A 23180-nucleotide genomic window follows, 5' to 3' on the forward strand; every position below is an offset into this window, starting at 1 on the left:
ATGAGTATCGATCCGCACCAAATCGCCCGGCGTTTCGCCGAGCTGACCCCTGAACGGCGCCAGGCCTTCCTCGCCAAGCTCGAGGAAAACGGTATCCGCTTCACCGACCTGCCCATGGTCGCGCTGCCTCGGCCGGACGCCTCGCCGTTGTCCGCTGCCCAGCGCGGCCTGTGGATCGCCTGGCAGCGCGAGCCCGACAGCCCGGCCTACAACCTGGCGGGCGTGCTGCGCCTGGGGGGGGTGTTGAATGTCGGCGCCCTGGAGCAGGCTTGCAACGATTTGCTCGTGCGCCACGAAGCGCTGCGTACGTCCTTCACTCAGGACGCCGACGGCGAGCCTCAGCAATACGTCAACCCCGCTCGGTTTCAGGCACTGGCGTACCTCGAACCGGACGAGGACGCATCGCGGCACCGGGCCCAGGCACTGACTTGCGAGCCATTCGACCTGCTAGCCGGACCGGCACTGCGCCTGGAGTTGCATCGCCTGGACCTACAGCAGCATCGGCTGGTCATCGTCCTGCACCATATTCTCGCCGATGGCTGGTCCATCGGCCTGATCATCGAAGACCTGGCCGCGGCTTATGCCGCGCGCTGCCAGGGACAGGCTGTGCAATGGTCGCCGCTGGCCGTGCAATACGCCGATTACGCCGGTTGGCAGCAACGCTGGCTGGATGCTGGAGAGCAGGCCCGGCAACTCGATTATTGGCGAAAGCAACTCGGCGACGATCACACACCCTTGGCGCTGCCGCTGGACCGCCCACGCAGCGCGGTTCGCGACCCGCGTGGGGCGAGCGTGCGCGTGCAATTGCCAGCGCACACCAGCGAACGCTTGCGCAGCCTTGCCAAGGCCAACGGCGCGACCACGTTCATGGCCATGCTGGCGCTGCTTAACCTTTTGCTCGCACGCCAGAGCGGTGCCGACAGGGTCAGCATCGGCTCGCCGCTGGCCAACCGCAGCCGTGCCGAAACCCAGCGCGTGGTGGGCTACTTCACCACCTTGAGCGTGTTGAGCACCCGCGTCGACGAGCTATGCAGTTTTACCGTGCTACTGAATCAGGTGCGCGGCACCTTGCTCGAGGCTCAGGAACATTCCCAACTGCCGTTCGACCAATTGTTGCAGGCCCTGGCGCCACCCCGTGAGGCGGGCACGCATCCGCTGTTTCAGGTTAAGTGCACTGAGCAGTCGGCCAGCCGACCACAGCGCTTCGCCGACCTGTCCATGAGCCTCGACGGGCTGGCGGCGGGCGACGTGCATTTCGACCTGAGCGTGGATTTCACTGACCGTGCCGATGGCATCGACGTGCTGATCGCCTACGCCTGCGACCTGTTCGACGACGAGCGCATCAAGACCTTGGCCGCTAGTCTGTCTGCACTGGCCGACGCCGTCAGCCTGGCGCCGGACCGACCGTTGCTGGAACTGGCCGTCGGGCCTGTAGACCGCGCCGATGCCCCGGCAATCGCCGCTGAAGATGTGCTTGTCGCCTGGCAGCGCCAGCATCGTCTCAACCCTGACGCCGCAGCCTTGACCTGCAACGGTACTACCTTCAGTCGCGCACACATCGACCACGCCGCCGAGGCCCTTGGCCAACACCTGCTGGCCCGTGGCGTCGGTCCCGGTGCCAGGGTGGCGTTGCTGACCGGACGCACGCCGGGACTGGTGACCGGCATCCTGGCGGTGCTCAAGTGCGGCGCTGCCTATGTGCCCATCGATGTGCGCTGGCCGGCCGAACGCCGCGCTGCGGTGTTGGCCGACAGCGGTGTGTGCTTGGTATTGGGTGACGACCCTCAAGTGCCTGGCCTGGACTGGCTGGCGCTGGATCTGGACGTGCCGATGCCCTCGTCGCTGGCAGCCTGGCCGATCCAGGTGCCGCAGTTGCCGGCCTATTTGATCTACACCTCGGGTTCCAGCGGCGCGCCGAAGGCGGTGGTCGCCAGTCGCGGCAACTTGGCCGCGTATGTCGCAGGGCTGGGCCAGCGCCTGCAATGGCCTGCGAACAGCAGTTTCGCCATGGTCTCGACAGTGGCCGCCGACCTCGGTCATACGGTGCTGTTCGCCGCCCTGAGCCAGGGTGGCCTGCTGCACCTGGCCGACGATGAGCATGCCTTCGACCCCGACGCCTTTGCCCAGTGGCAAGGCGAGCAGGGCGCCGACGTACTGAAAATCACCCCAAGTCATTTGCAGGCCTTGCTTAACGCCCGCGAACCGGCCCAAGTGCTGCCACGGCACACGTTGATCCTCGGCGGCGAAGCCACTTCCTGGCGGCTGCTCGATGAGATTCGCAAGCTCGCCCCGCAATTACGAATTTTCAACCACTACGGCCCCACCGAGACCTCGGTTGGCGCGCTGTGCCAGGACGCCGCCAATGCGGATCGCCTGCACGCCCGCACGTTGCCCATCGGCACCCCGCTGGCTGGCGTCGAGGCCCGGGTCCTGGATGCCTATCTGAATCCGGTGGCGAGGGGCGTGATGGGCGAGTTGTACCTGGGCGGCCCTGGCGTCACCCAGGGTTATTCGGGCCGGCCGGGCTTGACCGCCGAACGCTACGTGCCGGACCCGTATGGCGCGCCCGGTGCGCGTCTGTATCGCAGCGGTGATCGCGTGCGCCGCCTCGACGATGGCAGCCTGGAATATCTGGGCCGCAGCGATGATCAGGTGAAAATCCGTGGCTACCGGGTTGAGCCTGGCGAAGTCAGCACCGCTATCCGCCATCTGGCCGGGGTACGCAACGCGGCGGTGATCGCCGTGCCCGGTCAAGACGGCGGTGACCAGTTGCATGCCTATCTGGTGCTGGCGGCCGGGACTGCCGTGGAAACCGTGCGCCAGTCCTTGGCTATCCAATTGCCGGACGCCTTGGTGCCATCCCACTGGACAGTGCTGGAGCAACTGCCACTGACCGCCAATGGCAAACTCGACCGTCGCGCATTGCCGACGACGCAGACCATCCTGCCCGTGAGCGAGGGCCCGCGCGGCCCGGTGGAACAGGCGCTGGCGCAGTTATGGAGCGACCTGCTGGGGCGTAGCGATATTTCCCGCGACGCATCGTTTGGCGAACTGGGCGGCGACTCGTTGCTCAGCCTCAAATTGCTTGCGCGCATCCGCAAGCAGGGCCTGCAAGGGGAGCGCAAGCTGAGCCTGGCCGACCTGCTCAATGCCCCGAGCCTCGCCGCCTTGGCCGAACGCTTGGCCCCACCGCCAGTGACCGACCCGGACGTGGTGTTTTTGTCGCGTTCGGGCGACGGCGTGCCGCTGTTTTGTCTGCCGGGGTTGATCGTCAACAGCAGCGAATTCAAGCCGCTGGTGGATGCCCTGGGGGGGCAACGGCCGGTGTATGGCTTTGTCAGCCATGTCTATACCGAACAGCGTTGGCGTGGCTACGACTTGCCAGCGCTGGCCGGCGAGTACGCGGACTACATTGCCCGCACCGTCAAGGGCGGACGCTGCGCCTTGCTCGGCTGGTCGTCCGGGGGCGAGTTGGCCCTGGAGACTGCGCGCTTGCTGCAAGGGCGCGCCCAAGTAGATGTGCTTTGCTTGGTGGATGTGTTCGAGTCGGTGCCATTCCATCCACGGCAGCCGCTCGACAAGGCCGCGCGCGCCCAGGCGCAACCACTGCTGGACAGTTGGCTGGCCCGCTCGACCATGGCTGCCCAGTGGCGTGGGTTGTTCGCGCTGATGGACGACCCTGAGCGCGATGCCCTGGCCGAACATGTGCTGGCTTGCGACGGGCAATTGCCCAGCGACGGGCCGGATCTACTGTCTCGGGAATTCGAACAGTGGGCGTTGCTCGACAAGCGATTGAAAGCTGCCCGCCATGTGCATGCGCCACTGGCGATAGACGCGCATGTCTGGCAGGCCGCCGACTCCCTGACCCGCAGCGAACGCCTGCGCGACTGGAGCACCCTGGTCAACGTCGTCGAGCAGCGCTGCGTGGCGGATGCGCACCATCTGGACATTATCCGCCACCCGGGATTCATGACCGACCTGGCGCGGTCCTTAGCGGCCCTTGAATCAGCTAAGCGACCAGAGGGCGCTAAATTTGCCAAGGCCGCGAGCGTCTTCTAAGAACACGTTATCTGGCGGCCGGCCCCGATGTTCCGGCCCGCTCTCTCACCCTCTCTGGAAGGAATCGGTCACATGACCCAGCACCTCACCCCGGCGGCTCCCCACGACCTGATTGGCATCGGCTTCGGCCCTTCCAACCTGGCCCTGGCCATTGCCTTGCAAGAGCGCGCGGAGCAGGGCGGCAAGGCCTTCGACGCGCTCTTCCTGGAGCGCCAGTCCGACTATAACTGGCACGGCAACACCCTGGTCGCCCAAAGCGAACTGCAGATTTCCTTCCTCAAGGACTTGGTGACCCTGCGCAATCCGTCCAGCCGTTTCTCGTTCGTCAACTACCTCAAGGTCCATGGCCGGCTGGTGGACTTCATCAACCTGGGCTCGTTCTATCCGTGCCGCATGGAGTACAACGACTACCTGCGTTGGGTCGCTATGCAATTCGCCGAGCAGAGCCGTTATGGCGAGCACGTGCTGCGCGTCGAACCGGTGGTCGAAGCGGGCGGTCGGGTGCGGCATCTGAATGTCATCAGCCAGAACTTGCACGGTCGCGAAGTGAGCCGCCAGGCCCGCTCGGTGATCGTCAGCACGGGTGGCACACCGAAGGTTCCCCAGGCGTTTGCCGGCTTCAAGGACGACCCACGGGTGTTCCACCATGGCCGTTACTTGTCGGCCATGGCCACCCAGCCGTGCACCCGTGGAGAGCCGATGCGTATCGCCGTGGTCGGTGCCGGGCAGAGCGCCGCCGAGGCCTTCATTGACCTCAATGACAGCTACCCGAACGTGCAGGTTGACATAATCCTGCGCGCTGGCGTGCTCAAGCCTGCTGACGACAGCCCGTTCGTCAACGAAATTTTCGGCCCCGATTACACCGACCTGGTGTTCAATCAGCCGGAAACCGAGCGCGAGCGGCTGATCCGCGAGTACCACAACACCAACTACTCGGTGGTGGACCTGAGCCTGATCCAGCGCATCTACGGAATTCTCTATCGCCAGAAAGTCTCCGGCATCAATCGCCATGGTTTCCTCTGCCGGCGAATGATCGAAAGCGCCAGTGAGGTTGATGGCCGCGTGCAATTGCAACTGCGCGACCTCGGCACGGGCAGCACCGAGGCGCGGCGCTACGACGCGGTGATCCTGGCTACCGGCTACGAACGTCGTTCGCATCGCGAACTGCTCGCCCCACTCAAAGACTATCTGGACGACTTCCAGGTCGATCGCGATTATCAACTGCTGGCACGCCCGGAGCTGGAAACACCGGTCTTTATCCAGGGCTTCAGCCAGCAGTCCCATGGCCTGAGCGACACGCTATTGTCTGTGCTGCCGGCACGCTCCGGGGAGATCGCTGCCGCCCTGGAGAAGCGACTGGAGGGCATTCGTCAGCCCCAATCGGCCCCTGAAGCCCGCCGCGCGGCCGGTCTAAGCGTCTCGGCCTGATGGCTGAATATTGGCGGCCGATCGGGTATGCTGGGTAAATGATGTTGTTTCTCATTTGTCCATTTTCATGAACAAGGGTGCCAGGGGCTGATGATCGACGTGCTTGCACCGCTGTTTCGTGGTGATTTCGAAACCTACCGGGAAGTGTTGGTGCTGGACGACGATCCTCGTCCGGCCACCCCCTACCACACGCTGTTGGCGCCCAGCGCTTTTGGCGACTTGCAAGGCCGCTTCGGCCTGCGCTACAGCGGTAGCGACCGCCGTGCCTTGGTGTCGTTGTGGGCGAAGCACTACATCGTCAAGCTGCTGCCACCTGTGATGGGGGCCACGTTGCTGTTGCGCTGGCGTCTGCCGCTGTCCCTGGCCGACACAGCCCTGGTGTTGGATGAGGAGCTCTTGCCCCAGGCGTTTCGCCTGATCGGCAAAGGCGAGCCGTTCGCGGCCGATGTAAGCGATCCGTTCGAGCTGTTCTCGGGCTTGCTGGACGATCACTTGCAGCCGCTGTTCCAGGCCATGGCCAGTCAGGTGAAGCTGTCGCCCAAGGTGCTGTGGAGCAATGCGGGCAACTACTTCGAAAACCTGCTCAACCTGATGGCCAAGGCCGGCATGCCCGCCGAACGCCTGGCGCCAGGCCGCCTCTTGCTGGAAACCAAGACCCGCCCCGATGGTACCCGCAATCCGCTTTTCCAACCGGTGCAGTATCTGCCCATCAACGATGAACACGGTCAAGCCAGCTTGCGCCGCGAGCGTAAGGTCTGCTGCGTGCGCTACCTGTTGCCCGAGCTCGAGTTATGCGGCAACTGTCCGCTTAAGGTCAAGCCATCCGGCAAGCGGGTTTGTGCCTGAGGGACACATGTGGGGATTTGATCCCGCTGCGCGCCAAGCGAATGGATTGTATGTGGCGCGCACATGTTCGCGAGGCTGCGTTGCTGACACACGGATTCGCTAGCAAGATGCCATCCCGGCTAACGCCGCCCCCCCGAAAAAACTGCGACCCGGTGGAATCACTCAGTAGTGAAAACTGATCGCCGATCCATCGCGCGGGTGCGGCATGACGCCCATGCTGATGCCGTAGATGGACTCCAGGACTTCACTGTTCATCAAGTCCGCCGGTGGGCCCTGGATCAGCAACCGGCCGCTGTGCAACGCCACCAGGTGGTCGCAGTAACGCGCGGCCATGTTGATCTCATGCAGTACCACGACCACGCCGAGGTCCAGCTTGTGGCTCAATTCGCGAATCAACCCCAGTACCTCGACCTGATGAGCAATGTCTAAAGCCGAGGTCGGCTCGTCGAGCAGCAGATAGCGGCTGTTCTGTGCCAGCAGCATGGCCAGCCAGACCCGCTGGCGTTCGCCGCCAGAGAGGTTGTCCACCAGGCGGTCGGCATAGGCAGTGGTGTGAGTCAGTTCCAGGGCCTGTTCGACCTGCGCGTGATCCTGCTCGCTCAAGCGTCCCAGGGCGCCATGCCACGGGTAGCGGCCAAAGCGCACCAGTTCGCGCACGGTGAGGCCGTCGGCGGCGGGCAGTTGTTGCGGCAAGTAGGCCACCTGCCGTGCGAACTCGCGGTTTTTCCAGGCCGACAACGGCACGCCATCGAGCGTTACCGTTCCCTGGCTCGCGGCTTGCTGGCGGGCAAGCAACTTGAGGAGGGTCGATTTCCCGGAGCCGTTATGCCCGATCAAACCGATGATCTGGCCATCGGGCAGGGTCAGGTCCAGCGGGTGCAGGAGGGTGCGCTCGGGGATTTCGAAAGAGACGGCCTGCAACTCGAACATTGGAAGGTCCTAGGGCAAAAAAGACACTAATTTAGAGCAAACAAGAAGCATTATCAAAGGTTGTGTGGTGCGCGTCGGTGAAGATGGCGCGTTATCCTCGCAGGGTTCATTCGTTGTTTCTTGAAACCATCGGTTTGCGGCTCTCCACTCAAATGTGATGAGCGTCGTTCACCTTTCAGACGTTGCTTGCAATGTGAGCTTCGATAAATGGGCGGATAGCTGCCTTCAGGTCGGCGACGCGGGTGAAGGTGCCCCGGTGCGAAGTTGCACGCCACTTGACCACCCGTTTGCGTTCGACCTGACCCGCGATTGCGTCGGATTTGACCGGCATGCGTTGAAACCATGATCGGCAGAGAACGGCCGATTGTGTTGAAAAAGTCGATCCTTCCAGGCTGCGCATGTACTGACTGCTGAAGATGCCTTTCTTGTGCGCGGCTACGCGAAATCTGAGCCCGGAACCCTCTGCTCAAAGTAAAGATTTCAATCTCAAGCGCATACTTTTCTGCCGTGGAAACCATGGCCGACTTTTTCAACACAATCGGCCAGGAGCAGACATTCAAACCGCTAGCCAAATACACTGTCGAGAAGATCGCATTCAGAAATTTTGGTGCAAGTGTGCAGCCAAGGAAAAGGGAGGATTCATGAGTCTTGATCTATGCTTGGAAGCTGATAATACGCTCACAATTTCGACGCTGAGCAAAGCACTTGCGAATGCTGGTGCCTGGGAAATAGAGGTCGCAGGAAATGGGCTATACGCTGAATTTAACTCGGGACTTAAATTGAGTACCAAAGACGTACTCGACGACCCTACGATTTATGCTGAGAATACAATGGGTATCGCCTTCCCTGTCGCGGTGCGTTGCACCATCAGAATAAAAGGGCCCGAACCAGAGGGGGAGTCGGCTATGGAAGATTTGGATAAAATCGCTCAGTCCATATTTCAATCGTGTTCGGCCTTCTTTCTTATTAGCTTTCAGTTCGAACAAACCTTGTACTGGCGAGATGCGACAGGACTGCATCGTCCTTGAGGTAGGTGCCTGCGCGTCCTCTTTCAGACATTTCTGAATGGTGTTTTTCGGACGAAAACGCCCCTGAATTGAGGAGCTGCTTTTGGCCGTTGCTGCTCCTCGGGGTAACACGCCAGATGCTAAGACGGAACGTATCGGAAGAGTGTTATGACAAACAGCAAAAAGCCGCAACACTGCACGATCTGCGCACGCCTACTCGACAATACGGAAGATCCCCTATCAGGCAATACCGGCGGGGATTGCTGGGCATGCATAGGCGCTATCGAGGCGGAAATGGGATGCGCAGAGTCGCTCGACTACGTACGCCAAGAATACGAGGCAGGACTTCGGCCTGGCTGGATCGATCCGTTCAAGCCATGACTCGAAAGCTGGATTACGACTGCTTTGGGCCGTTCTCTCCCGATCATGCCCACGAATCGTACTGGTCAAATCCGATGCAAATGACTGGTCAGGTCGAATGCAAATGGGTGGGCAAGTCCGTGCAATTACCCACCCAGGCACAGAGCGCTTCAGTGCGGCCTGTATTAATAAACCTGAGGCACGATGAGTTCCGGTGGTGTCGGACTGCGGGAATAGTCCTCCTGTCTGACGCGTTGCGGCAGTTCGATCACCGGTAGCTCCACTTCTTCATAGGGCATCTGCCCGAGCAGGTGAGAGATGCAGTTGAGCCTGGCTTTCTTCTTGTCATCGGCGTGCACCACCCACCACGGCGCTTCTGCGATGTGGGTGCGTTCGAGCATGATTTCCTTGGCCTTTGTATACGCTTCCCAGCGCCGCCGAGACTCCAGGTCCATGGGGCTGAGCTTCCATTGCTTGAGTGGGTCGTGAATGCGACTGAGAAAGCGCAGATGCTGTTCCTGGTCGGAAATCGAGAACCAATACTTGATCAGTTGGATGCCGGAGCGGGCTAGCATGCGCTCGAACTCGGGTACGGTGCGGAAGAACTCTTCGTACTGATCTTCGTCGCAAAAACCCATGACTTGTTCGACGCCTGCGCGGTTGTACCAACTGCGGTCGAACAGCACGATTTCACCGGCTGCCGGCAGGTGTGAAACATAGCGTTGGAAGTACCATTGCGTCCGTTCACGGTCGTTGGGGGCGGGCAGGGCGGCGACGCGACAGACGCGAGGGTTGAGCCGTTGGGTAATACGCTTGATCACACCGCCTTTGCCGGCGGCATCGCGCCCTTCGAACAGGATGACGACTTTGGCGCCAGTCTTGACAACCCAGCTTTGCAGCTTCACCAGTTCGCCTTGCAGGCGGAACAGTTCACTGAAGTAAATCCTTCTGGCGGCCTTCTCGCTGCCTTCTTCTACCTGTTCATCAAACAGGGCGTTCAGGTCGTGCCCGTCTTCGGATAATTCCAGTTCCAGCTCTTCGTCACTGTGATCAAGCAGCTCACGGTGGATGCGCTGTATCAAGGCGTCTTCTGTGGAGAGCATGGGCGGAACTCGCGTCGTGGGGATGGCAAAGTCTTAGTCGAAATTTGTTACGAGGCAATTACAACAAAATATGTCGCTGCCTCGGCAAAAGGCGAAAAGAGTGCTGTTTGCCATTCATTTTTCATAAAAACGTAACAAGGCTGCTGCAGAGTTCGGTAGCCCGTAATCACAAGGATTTTCCTGAATGAAACGTCTGATGAAGTCTGCTGCACTCGCCGTTGCGGTTTCTCTTAGTGCCACCTCGGTATTTGCTGCCGAGAATGTTCGTCTGACCGGTTCCGGCGCCAGTTTTCCTGCACCGATCTACCTCACCTGGTTCAAGGATTTCAGCAAAAAAACCGCAGATGTCACTGTGGATTATCAATCCAAGGGCAGCGGCGCGGGTGTGCAGGATTTCCTGAATAAAACCGTGGATTTCGCGGCCAGCGACTCGGCCATGAAAGACGAAGATATCGCCAAGGTTGCCGAGGGCGTGCAGTTGCTGCCGATGACGGCAGGTGAAATCGTGCTGGCCTATAACCTGCCAGGCAATCCCAAGGGCCTGAAGCTGCCGCGCGATGTCTATTCCAACATCTTCCTGGGCAAGATCACCAAGTGGAACGATCCGCAGATCGTCGCCGCCAACCCTGGCCTGAAGCTGACCGATACGCCGATCACCGTGGTGGTGCGTGCCGACTCCAGCGGTACCACTGCGGTATTCACCAAGCACCTGTCAGCGATCAACCCGGAATTCCAGAAGGCGCTGGGTGAAGGCAACACCGTCAACTGGCCAGCCAGTGACAAATTCATCAAATCGCCCAAGAACGATGGTGTGACCGCCACGGTTCGCCAGACCCCGGGCGCTATCGGTTATATCGAATACGGCTTCGCCAAGTTGGCCAAGGTTGACTTCGCCCAGTTGCAGAACAAGGCCGGTCAGTACGTTGTGCCGAACGCCGAAAGCGGTGCCGAAGCGCTGGCCGCGGTGAACATGCCGAAAAGCCTGGTGGCCTGGTTGCCGGACCCGGACGGTGCCAAGTCCTACCCGATCACTTCCTACACCTGGATGATCTTCCGTAAGGACAACGGTAACCCGGCCAAGGCCAAGGCCATGCGTGAAATGGTCGAGTACAGCCTGACCGAAGGGCAGAAAATTGCCGACTCGATGGGTTACATCCCGCTGCCACCGTCGGTTGTCGATCAGGTTCGCAAAGCGTCCGCCAACATCCAGTAACGCTCATGAGGCCTCTTTCGGTGTGTGCGCTCAGCCATGCCGGAAGAGTTTCCCCCCGCTCCGGAATTAGCCAATGAACACACCTTTTGTCGTACCGGTTAACCCGGATTCTGCCTGCCAGCCTCCCTCTACGAAGGATTTGCTGGTTGATCGCACCTTCCGTGCGCTTGCGCGAATAGGGGGGATTTTGATTCTGGCGTTGGTCTTCGCCTTGGTCTTCGAGGTAGGACGCAAGGCCCTTCCAGGCATGGAAAAGCACGGTTTTGACGTGATTTTCGGCAGCGTCTGGGACGTTAACCAAGGTAAGTACGGCATTCTGCCGGCTATTTGGGGCACGCTTTACAGCGCCCTGATCGCGTTGCTGATCGCAGGTTTTTTCGGCGTCAGCATGGCGATTTTCCTGACACAGGATTTCCTGCCTGCGAGATTGGCAGCCGTCTTTCGCACCATTGTCGAATTGCTCGCAGCCATCCCCAGCGTCGTCTATGGGCTGTGGGGGATTTACGTGGTGATCCCGGCGATTCGCCCGCTCACGGCGTGGTTGAACAGCGAACTGGGTTGGATTCCTTTCTTCGGCACCTCCTTGAGCGGGCCGGGCCTACTCCCTGCGGCGCTGGTACTGGCCATCATGATTTTGCCGACCATTGCCGCCGTTTCGCAGGACGCACTTACCAGTGTACCGATGAAAACCAAGCAGGCCGCCTACGGCATGGGGACCACCCATTGGGAAGCGATTCTCAAAGTGATGGTGCCGTCCGCTGCCACAGGCATTTTCGGCTCCTTGGTCCTCGGCCTGGGCCGCGCGCTGGGTGAAACCATGGCGTTGGCCATGCTGGTGGGTAACGCGAACAACATTTCGCTTTCTCTGTTTGCCCCTGCCAATACGCTGGCCGCCTTGTTGGCGCTGAACTTCCCCGAAGCTGGGCCCAACGAGATCGAGGTGTTGATGTACGCCGCACTGGTGCTGATGTTCATCACACTGGTGGTGAACATCCTCGGCTCCATGATCATGCTTTACGCCCAGCGGGGTACCAAATGATGACTGACCTCACTTCTCCTGCAAGCAGTTTGAGCTCGCCGGTGGGCGTCTTGCCCAGCCTGCAGCGCAAGTTCGAAGGCCGCGCCCTGCGCAGTCTGGTGTTGACCACGCTGGTCTGGGCTGGCGCGCTGCTGGCCAGCGTGCCGCTGATTTCCGTGCTCTATATGCTGATCACTCGCGGCGGGGCGCGCCTGAGCCTGGAGGTATTCACCGAGTTGCCGCCTACCGGTTTCGAGACGGGCGGCGGTTTTGGCAACGCGATGGCAGGCACCTTCGTGATGGTCGGTATTGCGGCCGCGATCGCGGTACCGGTCGGCATCATGGCCGCCATCTTCCTGGCGGAACTTGGCCCCGACAGCAAGATGGCAAGCGCCGCGCGTTTTGCCGCCAAGATGCTCACGGGCCTGCCTTCCATTCTGGCCGGGGTGTTTGCCTACGCCCTGGTGGTCATGACCACCGGTACCTACTCGGCACCGGCCGGTGGCGTGGCATTGGCGGTACTGATGCTACCCATTGTCGTGCTGACGGCTGAAGAGTCGATGCGGATGGTGCCTAAGATCATGAAGGACGCCGCCTACGGCATGGGCTGCACCCGCTCGCAGGTTATCTGGAAAATCATCTTGCCTACCGGCATGCCGGCGATCCTTACGGGCGTGATGTTGGCTGTGGCACGTGCCGCTGGCGAAACCGCACCGTTGTTGTTTACTGCGCTGTTCAGCAACTACTGGATCTACCACGACGGCAGCCTGGCGGTGATGAATCCGACAGCATCGCTTGCCGTACTGATTTACAACTTCTCTGGCATGCCCTTCGACAACCAACTCGAACTCGCGTGGGCGGCTTCGCTGGTGCTGGTAATGATCGTGCTGGTCGTGAACGTTGTCAGCCGTATTTTCGGCAAGCCCAAGTACTGAAAACGGGAGCATCTGAATTTTGAACGTATCAACTGCGCAAATAGCCGCTCCGTTTGTCACGCAGACACCTGTGGTCATGGACTGCAAGCTTGACAAGATTTTCTATGGCAACTTCATGGCTGTACGTGACAGCCACGTGCCAATTGAAAAGAACAAAATCACCGGGTTTATCGGTCCTTCCGGCTGCGGAAAAAGCACCGTGTTGCGTAGCCTCAATCGCATGAATGATCTGGTCAAGGGCTTTCGTTTTGAGGGGCATGTGCATTTCCTTGGGCAGGACGTTTATGGGAAGGGCGTCGATCCCGTGGTCGTGCGCCGCTATATCGGCATGGTGTTTCAACAGCCCAACCCGTTCTCGATGAGCATCTTCGACAACGTTGCTTTTGGTCTGCGTCTCAATCGCTACAAGGGCGACCTGGGCGACCGCGTAAAGCACGCCCTGCAAGGTGCTGCGTTGTGGGATGAGGTCAAAGACAAGCTCAAGGTCAGCGGCCTGTCCCTCTCGGGCGGTCAGCAGCAACGGCTGTGCATCGCCCGGGCCATTGCGACCGAGCCGGAAGTGCTGTTGCTGGATGAGCCGTGTTCGGCACTCGACCCGATCGCTACCCGTCGGGTCGAGGAGTTGATGGTCGAGTTGAAGAAGGACTACACCATCGCCCTGGTTACCCACAACATGCAACAGGCCATCCGTGTGGCTGACACGACAGCCTTCTTCTCGGTGGATATCTCCCAGGGCACGCGCACGGGTTATCTGGTGGAGATGGGTTCCACTGCGCAGATTTTCGAAAACCCGCGAGAACAGATGACTGGCGATTACATCAGCGGCAAATTCAGCTAGGCAACACACGCCCGATCAAGACCGCATGCCGCCAACGCTGATAAAACGGCCTTGGCCGGCCCCGGTTGTTTTGCTTTGTTATCTACTGTTTCTCAGGAACGCCAATGTCTGCAATGCGTCGTCTTGATTTACCCGCGATTGAACGCGCACTGCGTAAGGTGCAGGGCCGCTTTGCCGAGCTCAGCCGGCACTTTACCGAGCAGCGCGATCCCTTGACCGACGAGGTGTTGCAGAATGTGCTTGAAGGCTATGCGCTGATTGATGACTATGTCGCGCGGGGCGTCGATCTGTTCAACCTTCAGCAACTGAACCTGATGCTGGAGATCAATGCCACCGTTCTGTGTGGCCGAGACCCGGCACGCCGGTTGGAATACGCTGAGCACTTGGCAGCTACCGAGGAACACTTCTTCAACAATGTTGAGGGGGGAATAAAGGACTTGTACAACTGGTATTGCGCCTATCGCAGCGAGTCGGTGTGGAAGCGCGCGGCCGGTGTGTATGTCCGCATCCTCAGCAAGCCGCAATTGTTCATTGAAGGTAACAACCGCAGCGGGTCGCTTATAGTCAGTTATTTGCTCATGCGTGCAGGCTTGCCACCCTTCGTGCTGACCCTGGAAAACGCCGAGGGCTACTTCAACCCCTCATCGGTGATACGCAACTCTGCCAAGCATGGTGTAAAGGCCTTGTACGAATTGCCCAAGATCAAGAAAAAATATGCAGCCTTCCTGGAAGAACAAGCACCTGATCCAGAGGCGTTTTTTCTGAGCAAGACGCCATTGCCCGTCTCCCAGGGGGACCACGGATGAGCCGGTATCCAATCCTGGCGACATGTCGTGTTTTTAGCGCGCGGGCGTGGCGGGCCACCAAGACTTGTCTGCCGATACCACTCACCAGGCGCCAGCGCATCCGTATTTCGTTTGATATCGATGACACCTTGGCTTGTCAACTCCACCACTGTGCCGTTGAACACAGCCGCCTGCCTGCCTGTGTCCACCGCTGGCTGGGTGAGCCGTTGCGCATGGGCACACGCTCCCTGACCCGCGAGCTACGGCGCCAGGGCTGCAGTATCTGGGTATACACCTCGTCCGGCCGGGCGCCGTCCTACATCAGGCGCTGGTTGTTGTTGTACGGCATCCGCGTCGACGGCGTGGTCAACAGCGTGCTGCACAGCCGCGCCTTGACCGCGCATGGACTGTTGAACTCGCCCTCGAAATTTCCGCCAGCATTTGATATCGACTTGCATGTCGATGATTCCGAGGGCGTGCGGCTTGAAGGGCATGATCACGGCTTTCGTGTTGTTGTCGTGAAGCCAGAGGATGAGAGCTGGGCGCTGCGGGTCCTGGATGCCGTCGCTGAAGTCCAGGCGCAACTGGCCTGGCAGCGACCGCAATAAGCGCAAACCCGCTCGCATCACGTCGCTGGCATTTTGATAACGACCGAACTGAGCCAGGTTCTGGATAGCCTGTTCCTGGTCAGGGGGCATAACATTTCGCGTCGACATGATTGGCTCAAGCCCTGGGCAATCATGTTCTTTCGAGCATTGGCAGATCCTGCCGTTGTGCCCGCCAGCACACCGTTGGGATTGGTATTCGACGAACTGCGCATTGGCGTGGGTGTTGCGCCGTCAGCCTGGCCAAGCTGTGTTTTATGTGTGCGGCGTTCTCGCCAATCGAGTGACGCGAGTTGCGCACTGAACAAACCTTGGGCAGTTATTTCTGGTGATCACTTCTTCGTGATTTGCCGAGCAAGCGCCGCTTTTGTTTTTCCAGGAAAAACATCACCTCGAGCTTCAGATCATCGGGGTCGAGGAAATAGACCGCATAGTAGCCCTCGCCATAATCCGGATAGTCAGCGGGTGCGTCGACAATCGTAACCGCCTGATCCAGCAGGAATGCGTAGAGCGCATCGACGTCCTCACGCGCGCCCAGCTCGAACGCATAGTGGTGATAGCCCACATCGCCGGTCCGGTGCTTATGTTTGCGACCCTGGGCATCGGCTTCGGTGATCCAGAACAGGGTTTCGCCGTTGGTCCAGCCAATAACCCGGTCGAACTCCCACTCGATGGTGAATCCCAGGAAACCGAGTACCTGATCATAGAACGCCCTGGAGCGTTCCAGATCACTGACACGAATGGCCAAGTGATCGATCCCGATGACGTTCACCATGTCAGGTCTCCTCGATTTCGGTTTCGGTTTCTAGGGACAAAGAGCGCTGTTGAAACTCAGAACGGTGCGTCGATATCGACCACGACAATCAGCTTGTGGTTGACGAACTCCTTGAGCCCGAGACCGATCAGCTCGCGGCCGTACCCCGAGCGGCGCACGCCACCGAAAGGCAGATCGGCTTCGACCTTGGTCGGATGGTTGACGAACACCATCCCCGTGGAGATTTTCTTCGCGACTTCTGCGCCATGCGCCGTATCCCGGGTGAACACCGAGCCGCCGAGGCCGAACGGTGAGTCGTTGGCGATGCGTACTGCATCGTCTTCATCCTTGGCGCGGAACACCATGGACACCGGGCCAAAGAACTCCCAGTAACGAGCGGGGTTGTCCTCGGCGACATCGGTCAGGATCGTCGGCTGCACGAATGCCCCATCGACAGGCACGGGTGGCCCGACTTCTTCGGCCTTGGCGCCGAGCTTCACCGCGTCGAGGATCTTTTGCTTGACCTCATTGGCGGCGCTTTGCGAGGAGAGCGGCGCCAGGGTCGTCTTCGCATCGAAGGGATCGCCGGCGACCAATTCCGCGACGCCCTTGCGATAGAGCGCAAGGAAGTCGTCATAGACCGCATCGACCACGATCATGCGCTTGGAGGACACACAGACCTGTCCGGCATTCCAATGCCGGCCGAACACCGCCCATTGGCTGGTTTTCGCCAGGTCCGCGTCAGCCAGCACGACGAAGGCGTCGGCGCCGCCGAGTTCCAGGGTGGACTTTTTCAGCGCTTTGCCCGCTTGTGACGCCACCACCGCGCCGGCGCCTTCCGAGCCGGTCAAGGCGACGCCCTGCACGCGGGCATCGTTGATGATCAGCTCGATCTGCGAACGCGTGGCGTACAGATTACGGAAGGCGCCATCAGGCAAACCGGCATCCTTCATCAACTTTTGAAAGCGCGCGGCGCTTTGCGGCACATTCGCCGCGTGTTTCAGCAGCACGGTATTCCCGGCAGAAAGCTGCGGCGCCAGAATGCGGGCGATCTGGTAATAAGGGAAATTCCACGGCTCAATCGCCAGCAGCACGCCGAGCGGTTCGCACACGAGCACCGCCTCACCTTCGGCAGGGTCGAGAACCGGGAGTTTCTCCGGTTTGAGCAGGGTTTCGGCATTGCGCACGTAGTATTCGAAGATTTTTGCCGACAGCTCGACCTCGGCTTTCGCCTCGGCAAACAGCTTGCCCATCTCCAGCGTCAGTACCTTGGCAAAGGCGTCGCTGTCTTTGCGCAGGATATCGGCGGCATTCTGCAGGATGCGTGCGCGCTCGGCGAAAGGCGTGTCCTTCCAGGCCAGGAAGGCCTCATGGGCCTTGGCGATGGCTGCGGTGACCTCTGCATCGGTCGCATCGGGAAAGGTCTGCAGTGTCTCGCCGGTATAGGGATTGATCGTTGCATATGCCATGTAAAAGCTACTCCAGAACCGTTTCGACTAATGGGCCAACCCGCCGCTGAGTGCATGTGCCGGGACTGATGAAGGTACACGAGGAACGGGTTTCAAGCATGGAGCGAAAGGTCGCATGTCCATAGACACACGACATGCAGGGGAATTCACTTGACTTCAAGGGCTGCGACGACCATCACTAAAAGATGCGTGTCGCTCTGCCGATCCGCGTCGCCAGTTGTCCGCCGTCAGCGGTGGCGAGCATTGCGCCAGACCTCGGACTGCTTGAGCGGTTGGGGTTTCGGATGACGCTTATGGCGATTGGCTGCTGTCATCCTTTGTCACTTGTTGGACCTACTGCAACGCAAGCTCACTCACGGATACAAGGAGATAAGTATGAAAGCTGCTGTTGTTGCCCAAGGGCAACGCGTGAACGTGACCGAAAAAACATTACGGCCTCTGAAACATGGTGAGGCTCTCCTCAAAATGCAGTGCTGCGGGGTCTGCCATACTGACCTGCACGTCAAGAACGGTGATTTCGGTGATAAAACCGGGGTGATCCTTGGCCATGAAGGCATCGGTATCGTGCAGGCGGTAGGACCCGGTGTCACCTCGCTGAAGCCCGGTGATCGTGCCAGCGTAGCGTGGTTCTTCCAGGGCTGCGGGCACTGTGAATACTGCAACAGCGGCAACGAGACACTCTGCCGCGACGTCAAAAACTCCGGTTATACCGTGGATGGCGCAATGGCCGAAGAGTGCATTGTCGTCGCCGACTACTCAGTGAAAGTGCCTGATGGGCTTGATTCTGCGGCGGCGAGCAGCGTGACCTGTGCTGGCGTCACGACGTATAAAGCCGTCAAGGTTTCCAATATTCGCCCGGGGCAATGGATTGCGATCTACGGGCTGGGCGGCCTGGGGAATCTGGCGTTGCAGTATGCAAAAAATGTCTTCAACGCCCGGGTTATTGCCGTGGACATCAACGATGATCAACTGCAGTTCGCCAGGGAAATGGGCGCCGATCTGGTCATCAACTCTCGCAACGAGGATGCCGCAAAAGTTATCCAGGAGAAGGTCGGCGGAGCTCACGCGGCTGTCGTGACGGCCGTCGCCAAAGTCGCGTTCAACTCTGCGGTGGATGCCCTGCGTGCCGGTGGACGCCTGGTCGCAGTCGGCCTTCCGCCTGAAGCCATGAGCCTCAATATTCCTCGGTTGGTGCTTGACGGGATCGAGGTGGTTGGCTCGCTGGTCGGCACTCGACAAGACCTCGTTGAAGCCTTCGAGTTTGCCGCGCAAGGCAAGGTGGTGCCGAAGGTAACAATGCGTCCGATCGAAGATATCAATCAGATTTTCGATGAAATGCAGGAGGGGAAAATCAAAGGCCGCATGGTGATTGATTTGAGTCATTAACGGGCCATTGGCAGCCGCTTAGGCGGCTGCCAATGTAGTGGTCTTATGAAGCCGGACACCCATTTAGGCGAGAATGCTCGCCAGATGGAGGTGTCAGATGACTAAACAATGCCGCTCCTTTACGGCTGAATTCAAACGCGAGGCTGCCGACCTCGTGCTGATGGTTTTCTAGCAACCCATTCGAGATATCCCTATGAAACCCAATCCGACAATCGATAACGTATTACGCGTCGCGTTGGTTACAGGGTCCACTTCCGGTATCGGCGCAGCCATTGCACGTGCACTAAGCCGGGCAGGCTATGCAGTGGTGCTCCATTCGCGAAACTCTGCGGATACGGGACGCGCTATGGTTGCCGAGATGAAGCAGGCTATTTACGTGCAAGCTGATCTTGCTTTCGAAGCTGACAGGGTCAGGCTTATTAACGAGGCGATCGCCGCGTGGGGGCAGCTCGACGTATTGGTCAATAACGCCGGTATTAGCAGAGTCATTCCGCACGGCGACCTTGCCTCGGCCAACTCGACGGTGTGGCACGAACTTAACGAGATTAATGTCGTGGCGCCGTTCCACCTCGTCGCATTGGCCGAGTCGGCGTTGCGCGATGCCGCCCGTTACCGTCGAGCAGGTTGCGTCGTAAACATCAGTTCGCATGCCGGTATCCGTCCTAAGGGCGCATCGATTCCCTATGCGGTAAGCAAAGCTGCGCTTAATCACATGACCCGCTTGCTCGCGGTATCGCTTGGGCCAGACATTCGCGTAAACGCTGTGGCGCCTGGCTTGGTCGACACGCCTCTGACCGCAGAGTGGACAGAGGCCCAAGAGTTGTGGCGAACTCGCGCACCCATGCGCAGGGCCGCTAGCCCAGACGACATCGCAAAAGCTGTTGTAATGCTGGTCGAGTCGGACTACTTAACCGGCGAGATACTCCTCTCCGACGGCGGGTTGAATCTGACCTAGGTTTAGCGTGCTCCGGTATCTGGAGAGGGTTGCAGGCGTTCCGCTTGCGCCTCGTTGACGGTGCCGATGCGTATTATTCCGAGATATCAGGCCTCGGAAAGCTGAAACCGATAACCGACCCCATACAACGATTCGATGGGCGTTTCCCCTGGGCACGCCTGCTCCAGCTTGCGCCGCAAGTTTCGGATATGGCTGTCCACCGTGCGGTCGGTGACCACGCGGTGGTCGGAGTAGATCTTGTCGAGCAGTTGGTCACGGGAAAAAACCCGCCCGGCGGAACGTGCAAAGGTGCTGAGCAGTCGCAGCTCCAGCGGGGTGAGGTCCAGGGCGATGCCGTCTATCGAGGCGCGATATTGCGCTTCGTCGATCAGCAGTCGCGGCGGGGCGTTGACCAGTAGTTGGGGGCCGCGGCGCAGGATGGCCTTGACCCGGGCCACCACCTCCCGGGGGCTGAAAGGCTTGCAGATGTAGTCGTCGGCGCCCAGGTCCAGGCCCAGCAGGCGGTCCACCTCTTCGACGCGGGCGGTGATCATGATGATTGGCACGGCGCTGAAACTGCGCAGGTCCTGGCAGACTTGCATGCCGTCACGCCCGGGCAGCATCAGGTCGAGCAAGATCAGGCGCGGTGTTTGCGCACGCACTGTCGGCACTACCTGCAAGCCGTTGTCCAGGCATTGGGTCGAGTAGCCTGCCGCGACCAGATAATCCTGCATCAAGGCGGCCAGCTTCGGTTCATCTTCGACAATCAGGATCGGGCTTTTGTCGCTCATGGTTCAGATATTCCGTGGCAAGCGCAGGGTCAGCCAAAGGCCACCGAGGGGAGAGTGAGCGGCGCTGAGGCTGCCGCCGTGGGCGAGGGCGATGTTGTGACAAATCGCCAGGCCCAGACCGGCTCCGCCACTGGCACGGTTGCGCGATGATTCGCCGCGATAGAAGCGCTCGAACAGGCGCGGCAACTGCTCGGTCGAAACCCCGGGGCCGGAGTCGATGAAGTCGATGCACACGTGGGTGCGATCGACGACGGCGCGGATGCGTATGAGCCCGTTCGGGTCGGTGTAGCGCACGGTGTTTTCCAGCAGGTTGGAAAACAGTTGCTGCAGGCGATTGGCATCGGCCAACAGTTCCATAGGCTGGGGCGGCAGTTCCAGTTCGACGCGCAGGTGCCGGTCGTTCAGGCGCTCCTGGAACATCGACACGCTGGCTTGCAGCAGTTGATCGAGTGCGCACGCGCTCTTGCGGTAGGTCAGCGCCCCCACATCCGCCAGGGACAGTTCATACAGGTCATCCACCAGCTTGCTGAGCATGCTGACCTCACCTTGCAACGACTTCATCGAGCCTGGGTTCAGGCTGCGTACACCATCCTCGATGGCCTCCAGCTCGCCGCGCAACACCGACAGCGGGGTGCGCAACTCGTGGGAGACATCAGCCATGAATTCGCGGCGCATCTGTTCATTGCGCTCCAGGGTGTAGGCGAGTTGGTTGAAGTCACGGGCCAATTGGCCCACTTCATCATTGGAGGCCACCGCCACCCGGCCACTGTAGTCGCCGCTGGCCAGGCGGTGGGTCGCCGCGGCCACCCGTTTGACCGGCTCCAACAGCGTGCGGGCGATCCACCAGGCAATCAGCATCGCCAGCACCAGCGAAAAGGCGCCCATGACCAGGCTGGTGCGTAACTGGTATTGCTGGAACCGTTCGCCGCCGGCTTCGGTCACGCTCTGGAACGGGGTCACGGCCAGCCAGCCAACGGTTTCCTCGGCCACCACAATCGGGCGTAACAGGGCGTCGTCGCCGATATCCGGGTAGCCGTTCACGCGTTTTTTGTGTTCATCCAGCAGGGCGATGCGAAACAGCGCGCCTGTCAGGTCCGACGCCATGGGCGCACGCAAATCATTCTTCGCCGGATCTTCGCCGACCTCGGGCCGCATAATGTCGAACCAGCGATCCGACCGGTTGCGCAGGAACTCCCAGCTGCCTTCACGCGCGTAGGCACTGGCCAGGCGCGGCAGCACGGGGGCCATGCGCTCCAGCGCCTGCTCATTGAGATAACCGAGAAAGCCCCGCCCAAAACTCCAGCTCGTCGCCACACCCATGCTCAGGATGACCAGCAACACACCGGCCAGTACCGCAATAAACAGCTTGGTGGAGATACTCAGCTTCATGAAGGAGGGCCGTTAAGAATGGATCGGACCATTTAGGCCCTGGCGAAGAAAAGATTCAACCCGGCCGGGCAATCTTCAATTTTCCTGCACATTTGCCTTGCACGATAGCGCTGACTCAAGCAATCCCGTCTTGTAGAGGCCGTTATGTCGACGAAAATCATCGCCAAATACCTGGTAACCGCCGCGGTTTGCCTGTCTTTGTTCATTCTGGTCCTGCTGGGCGGTTGCTCCGGTGGCGAGCCGGCACCTCAAGCGATCACCCCCAAAGTTTCGGTGATCAGCGTAAAACCTCAGAGCCAAGTGCTGATCACCGAGTTGGCGGGACGCACCCAGGCCTTCATGGTGGCGCAGATTCGTCCGCAAGTCGGCGGTATCGTCCAGCGGCGGTTGTTCGTCGAGGGCGCGGATGTCAAGGTCGGGCAAGCGCTGTACCAATTGGATGCGGCGTCCTATACCGCCGCGCTGGCGCAATCCGAGGCGAGCCTGGTCAAGTACCGCGCCACGCTTAAATCGGCGCAGACCACCGCCAAGCGCGACGCCGAACTGGTGAAGATCAATGCCATCAGTCAGCAAACCAACGAAGACGCTCAGGCGACCTTGCTGACGGCCGCCGCCGACGTGCAAGTCGCCGAGGCGGAAGTCCAAACCGCACGGATCAACCTGGCTTACACGCGCATCACCTCGCCGGTCAGCGGGCGCATTGAAACGTCCACGGTGACCCCAGGCGCGCTGGTCGTCGCCAATCAGGACAGCGCATTGACCACCGTGCAGCAACTCGATCCGATCTATGTGGACGTGACCCAATCGACCACCGAACTGCTGCGGCTCAAGCGTGACCTGGCCAGCGGCGTGTTGCAGTCCAATGGCAACGGCGAGGCGCGGATCAGCCTGAAGCTGGATGACGGCACCACCTACAACCAGACTGGGCGGCTCAAGGTCAGCGGGGTGAGTGTCAACGAAGGCACGGGCACCGTCACCCTGCGTGCCGAATTCGCCAACCCGGACCACCTGCTGCTGCCGGGCATGTATGTACGCGCGGTGCTGGAACAGGCGCGCGATGACCAGGCCATTCTGATCCCGCAAAAAGCCGTGAACCGCAGCGCCAGCGGTGTGACCACGGCGTTGCTGGTGGTCGATGGCAAGATTGAACAACGTGAGCTGACCGTCGATCGCGCGGTGGGTAATCAGTGGTGGATCACGGCGGGCCTGAAGGCCGGTGATCAGTTGGTCGTCGAAGGTGGACAAAAAGTCCGTGCCGGCGCCGCCGTCCAGGTGCAGGACGCCAATGCTCAGGCGGCCACGCCGTCCACCCCTGCGAAGGAGGGTTAAG

The 23180-nt window shown here is 60.1% G+C and carries 20 protein-coding genes; 13 read left to right on the forward strand and 7 right to left on the reverse strand.

Annotated features, from left to right (window positions below; translation table 11 throughout):
• The 3 genes from U5A08_RS10775 (at position 1) to fhuF (ending at position 6333) form a co-directional block, all read left to right on the forward strand.
• Positions 1-4059 carry a non-ribosomal peptide synthetase gene (locus tag U5A08_RS10775; protein WP_321851468.1) on the forward strand — a complete coding sequence of 1353 codons (4059 nt, stop codon included), beginning with the start codon at positions 1-3 and terminating at the stop codon, positions 4057-4059.
• 72 nt (positions 4060-4131) lie between these two features.
• Positions 4132-5487, forward strand: coding sequence for a lysine N(6)-hydroxylase/L-ornithine N(5)-oxygenase family protein (locus tag U5A08_RS10780; protein ID WP_321851469.1), 1356 nt, complete (start codon positions 4132-4134; stop codon positions 5485-5487).
• Between the two features lie 90 nt (positions 5488-5577).
• Entirely contained in the window at positions 5578-6333 is a 756-nt protein-coding gene (gene fhuF / locus U5A08_RS10785; RefSeq protein WP_321851470.1) for a siderophore-iron reductase FhuF, read from the forward strand.
• Between the two features lie 162 nt (positions 6334-6495).
• On the opposite strand, the gene U5A08_RS10790 is transcribed toward fhuF, so the two are convergent.
• Positions 6496-7263, reverse strand: coding sequence for an ATP-binding cassette domain-containing protein (locus U5A08_RS10790; RefSeq protein ID WP_095021401.1), 768 nt, complete (start codon positions 7261-7263; stop codon positions 6496-6498).
• A 175-nt stretch (positions 7264-7438) separates the two neighbouring features.
• Positions 7439-7663, reverse strand: a complete 225-nt coding sequence (locus U5A08_RS10795; RefSeq protein WP_253394736.1) for a hypothetical protein — start codon at positions 7661-7663, stop codon at positions 7439-7441.
• Between the two features lie 241 nt (positions 7664-7904).
• Between U5A08_RS10795 and U5A08_RS10800 the strand changes: the two genes are divergently transcribed.
• Positions 7905-8291 (forward strand): hypothetical protein, encoded by a 387-nt coding sequence (locus U5A08_RS10800; RefSeq protein WP_098952667.1) that lies wholly within the window; start codon positions 7905-7907, stop codon positions 8289-8291.
• A 524-nt stretch (positions 8292-8815) separates the two neighbouring features.
• Here U5A08_RS10800 and ppk2 read toward each other — a convergent pair.
• On the reverse strand, positions 8816-9733 hold the full coding sequence (ppk2, locus tag U5A08_RS10805) for a polyphosphate kinase 2 (RefSeq protein WP_253394737.1): 918 nt from the start codon (positions 9731-9733) through the stop codon (positions 8816-8818).
• Positions 9734-9917: 184 nt separating this feature from the next.
• On the opposite strand from ppk2, the gene pstS reads away from it, so the two are divergent.
• From pstS to U5A08_RS10835, 6 genes are all read left to right on the forward strand, one after another.
• Complete coding sequence (pstS, locus tag U5A08_RS10810) at positions 9918-10946, forward strand: phosphate ABC transporter substrate-binding protein PstS (protein WP_253394739.1); 1029 nt, start codon at positions 9918-9920, stop codon at positions 10944-10946.
• A gap of 73 nt (positions 10947-11019) precedes the next feature.
• Entirely contained in the window at positions 11020-11985 is a 966-nt protein-coding gene (pstC, locus tag U5A08_RS10815; RefSeq protein ID WP_253394741.1) for a phosphate ABC transporter permease subunit PstC, read from the forward strand.
• The gene (pstA, locus tag U5A08_RS10820) at positions 11982-12899 is read left to right on the forward strand and encodes a phosphate ABC transporter permease PstA (RefSeq protein WP_373423791.1); all 918 of its coding nucleotides are present in this window, start codon (positions 11982-11984) and stop codon (positions 12897-12899) included. Before pstC ends, pstA begins: the two co-directional genes overlap by 4 nt.
• 76 nt (positions 12900-12975) lie before the next feature.
• Positions 12976-13737 carry a phosphate ABC transporter ATP-binding protein PstB gene (gene pstB / locus U5A08_RS10825; protein ID WP_244652093.1) on the forward strand — a complete coding sequence of 254 codons (762 nt, stop codon included), beginning with the start codon at positions 12976-12978 and terminating at the stop codon, positions 13735-13737.
• Positions 13738-13841: 104 nt separating this feature from the next.
• Positions 13842-14543, forward strand: a complete 702-nt coding sequence (locus tag U5A08_RS10830) for a hypothetical protein (RefSeq protein ID WP_253394743.1) — start codon at positions 13842-13844, stop codon at positions 14541-14543.
• A complete protein-coding gene (locus tag U5A08_RS10835; RefSeq protein ID WP_253394746.1) occupies positions 14540-15130 on the forward strand; it encodes a hypothetical protein in 591 nt (196 codons plus the stop codon). Before U5A08_RS10830 ends, U5A08_RS10835 begins: the two co-directional genes overlap by 4 nt.
• Before the next feature lie 316 nt (positions 15131-15446).
• Here U5A08_RS10835 and U5A08_RS10845 read toward each other — a convergent pair whose 3' ends face one another.
• Together U5A08_RS10845 and U5A08_RS10850 are read right to left on the reverse strand one after the other, a co-directional pair.
• The gene (locus U5A08_RS10845) at positions 15447-15902 is read right to left on the reverse strand and encodes a VOC family protein (RefSeq protein WP_253394748.1); all 456 of its coding nucleotides are present in this window, start codon (positions 15900-15902) and stop codon (positions 15447-15449) included.
• 56 nt (positions 15903-15958) lie between these two features.
• A complete protein-coding gene (locus U5A08_RS10850; RefSeq protein WP_253394750.1) occupies positions 15959-17350 on the reverse strand; it encodes an NAD-dependent succinate-semialdehyde dehydrogenase in 1392 nt (463 codons plus the stop codon).
• Between the two features lie 375 nt (positions 17351-17725).
• Between U5A08_RS10850 and adhP the strand changes: the two genes are divergently transcribed.
• Together adhP and U5A08_RS10860 are read left to right on the forward strand one after the other, a co-directional pair.
• Complete coding sequence (adhP, locus tag U5A08_RS10855; protein ID WP_253394752.1) at positions 17726-18736, forward strand: alcohol dehydrogenase AdhP; 1011 nt, start codon at positions 17726-17728, stop codon at positions 18734-18736.
• Positions 18737-18929: 193 nt separating this feature from the next.
• A complete protein-coding gene (locus U5A08_RS10860; RefSeq protein WP_253394754.1) occupies positions 18930-19691 on the forward strand; it encodes an SDR family NAD(P)-dependent oxidoreductase in 762 nt (253 codons plus the stop codon).
• A gap of 86 nt (positions 19692-19777) precedes the next feature.
• Here U5A08_RS10860 and U5A08_RS10865 read toward each other — a convergent pair whose 3' ends face one another.
• The gene (locus tag U5A08_RS10865) at positions 19778-20461 is read right to left on the reverse strand and encodes a response regulator (protein ID WP_253394756.1); all 684 of its coding nucleotides are present in this window, start codon (positions 20459-20461) and stop codon (positions 19778-19780) included.
• A gap of 3 nt (positions 20462-20464) precedes the next feature.
• Positions 20465-21850, reverse strand: a complete 1386-nt coding sequence (gene baeS, locus U5A08_RS10870; protein ID WP_321851476.1) for a sensor histidine kinase efflux regulator BaeS — start codon at positions 21848-21850, stop codon at positions 20465-20467.
• A gap of 144 nt (positions 21851-21994) precedes the next feature.
• Here baeS and U5A08_RS10875 point away from each other — a divergent pair, with 144 nt between their 5' ends.
• The gene (locus U5A08_RS10875) at positions 21995-23179 is read left to right on the forward strand and encodes an efflux RND transporter periplasmic adaptor subunit (RefSeq protein ID WP_321851477.1); all 1185 of its coding nucleotides are present in this window, start codon (positions 21995-21997) and stop codon (positions 23177-23179) included.
• Position 23180 lies beyond the last annotated feature (1 nt).

It is taken from the genome of Pseudomonas paraveronii, assembly GCF_963681955.1.
Classification (GTDB): domain Bacteria; phylum Pseudomonadota; class Gammaproteobacteria; order Pseudomonadales; family Pseudomonadaceae; genus Aquipseudomonas; species Aquipseudomonas paraveronii.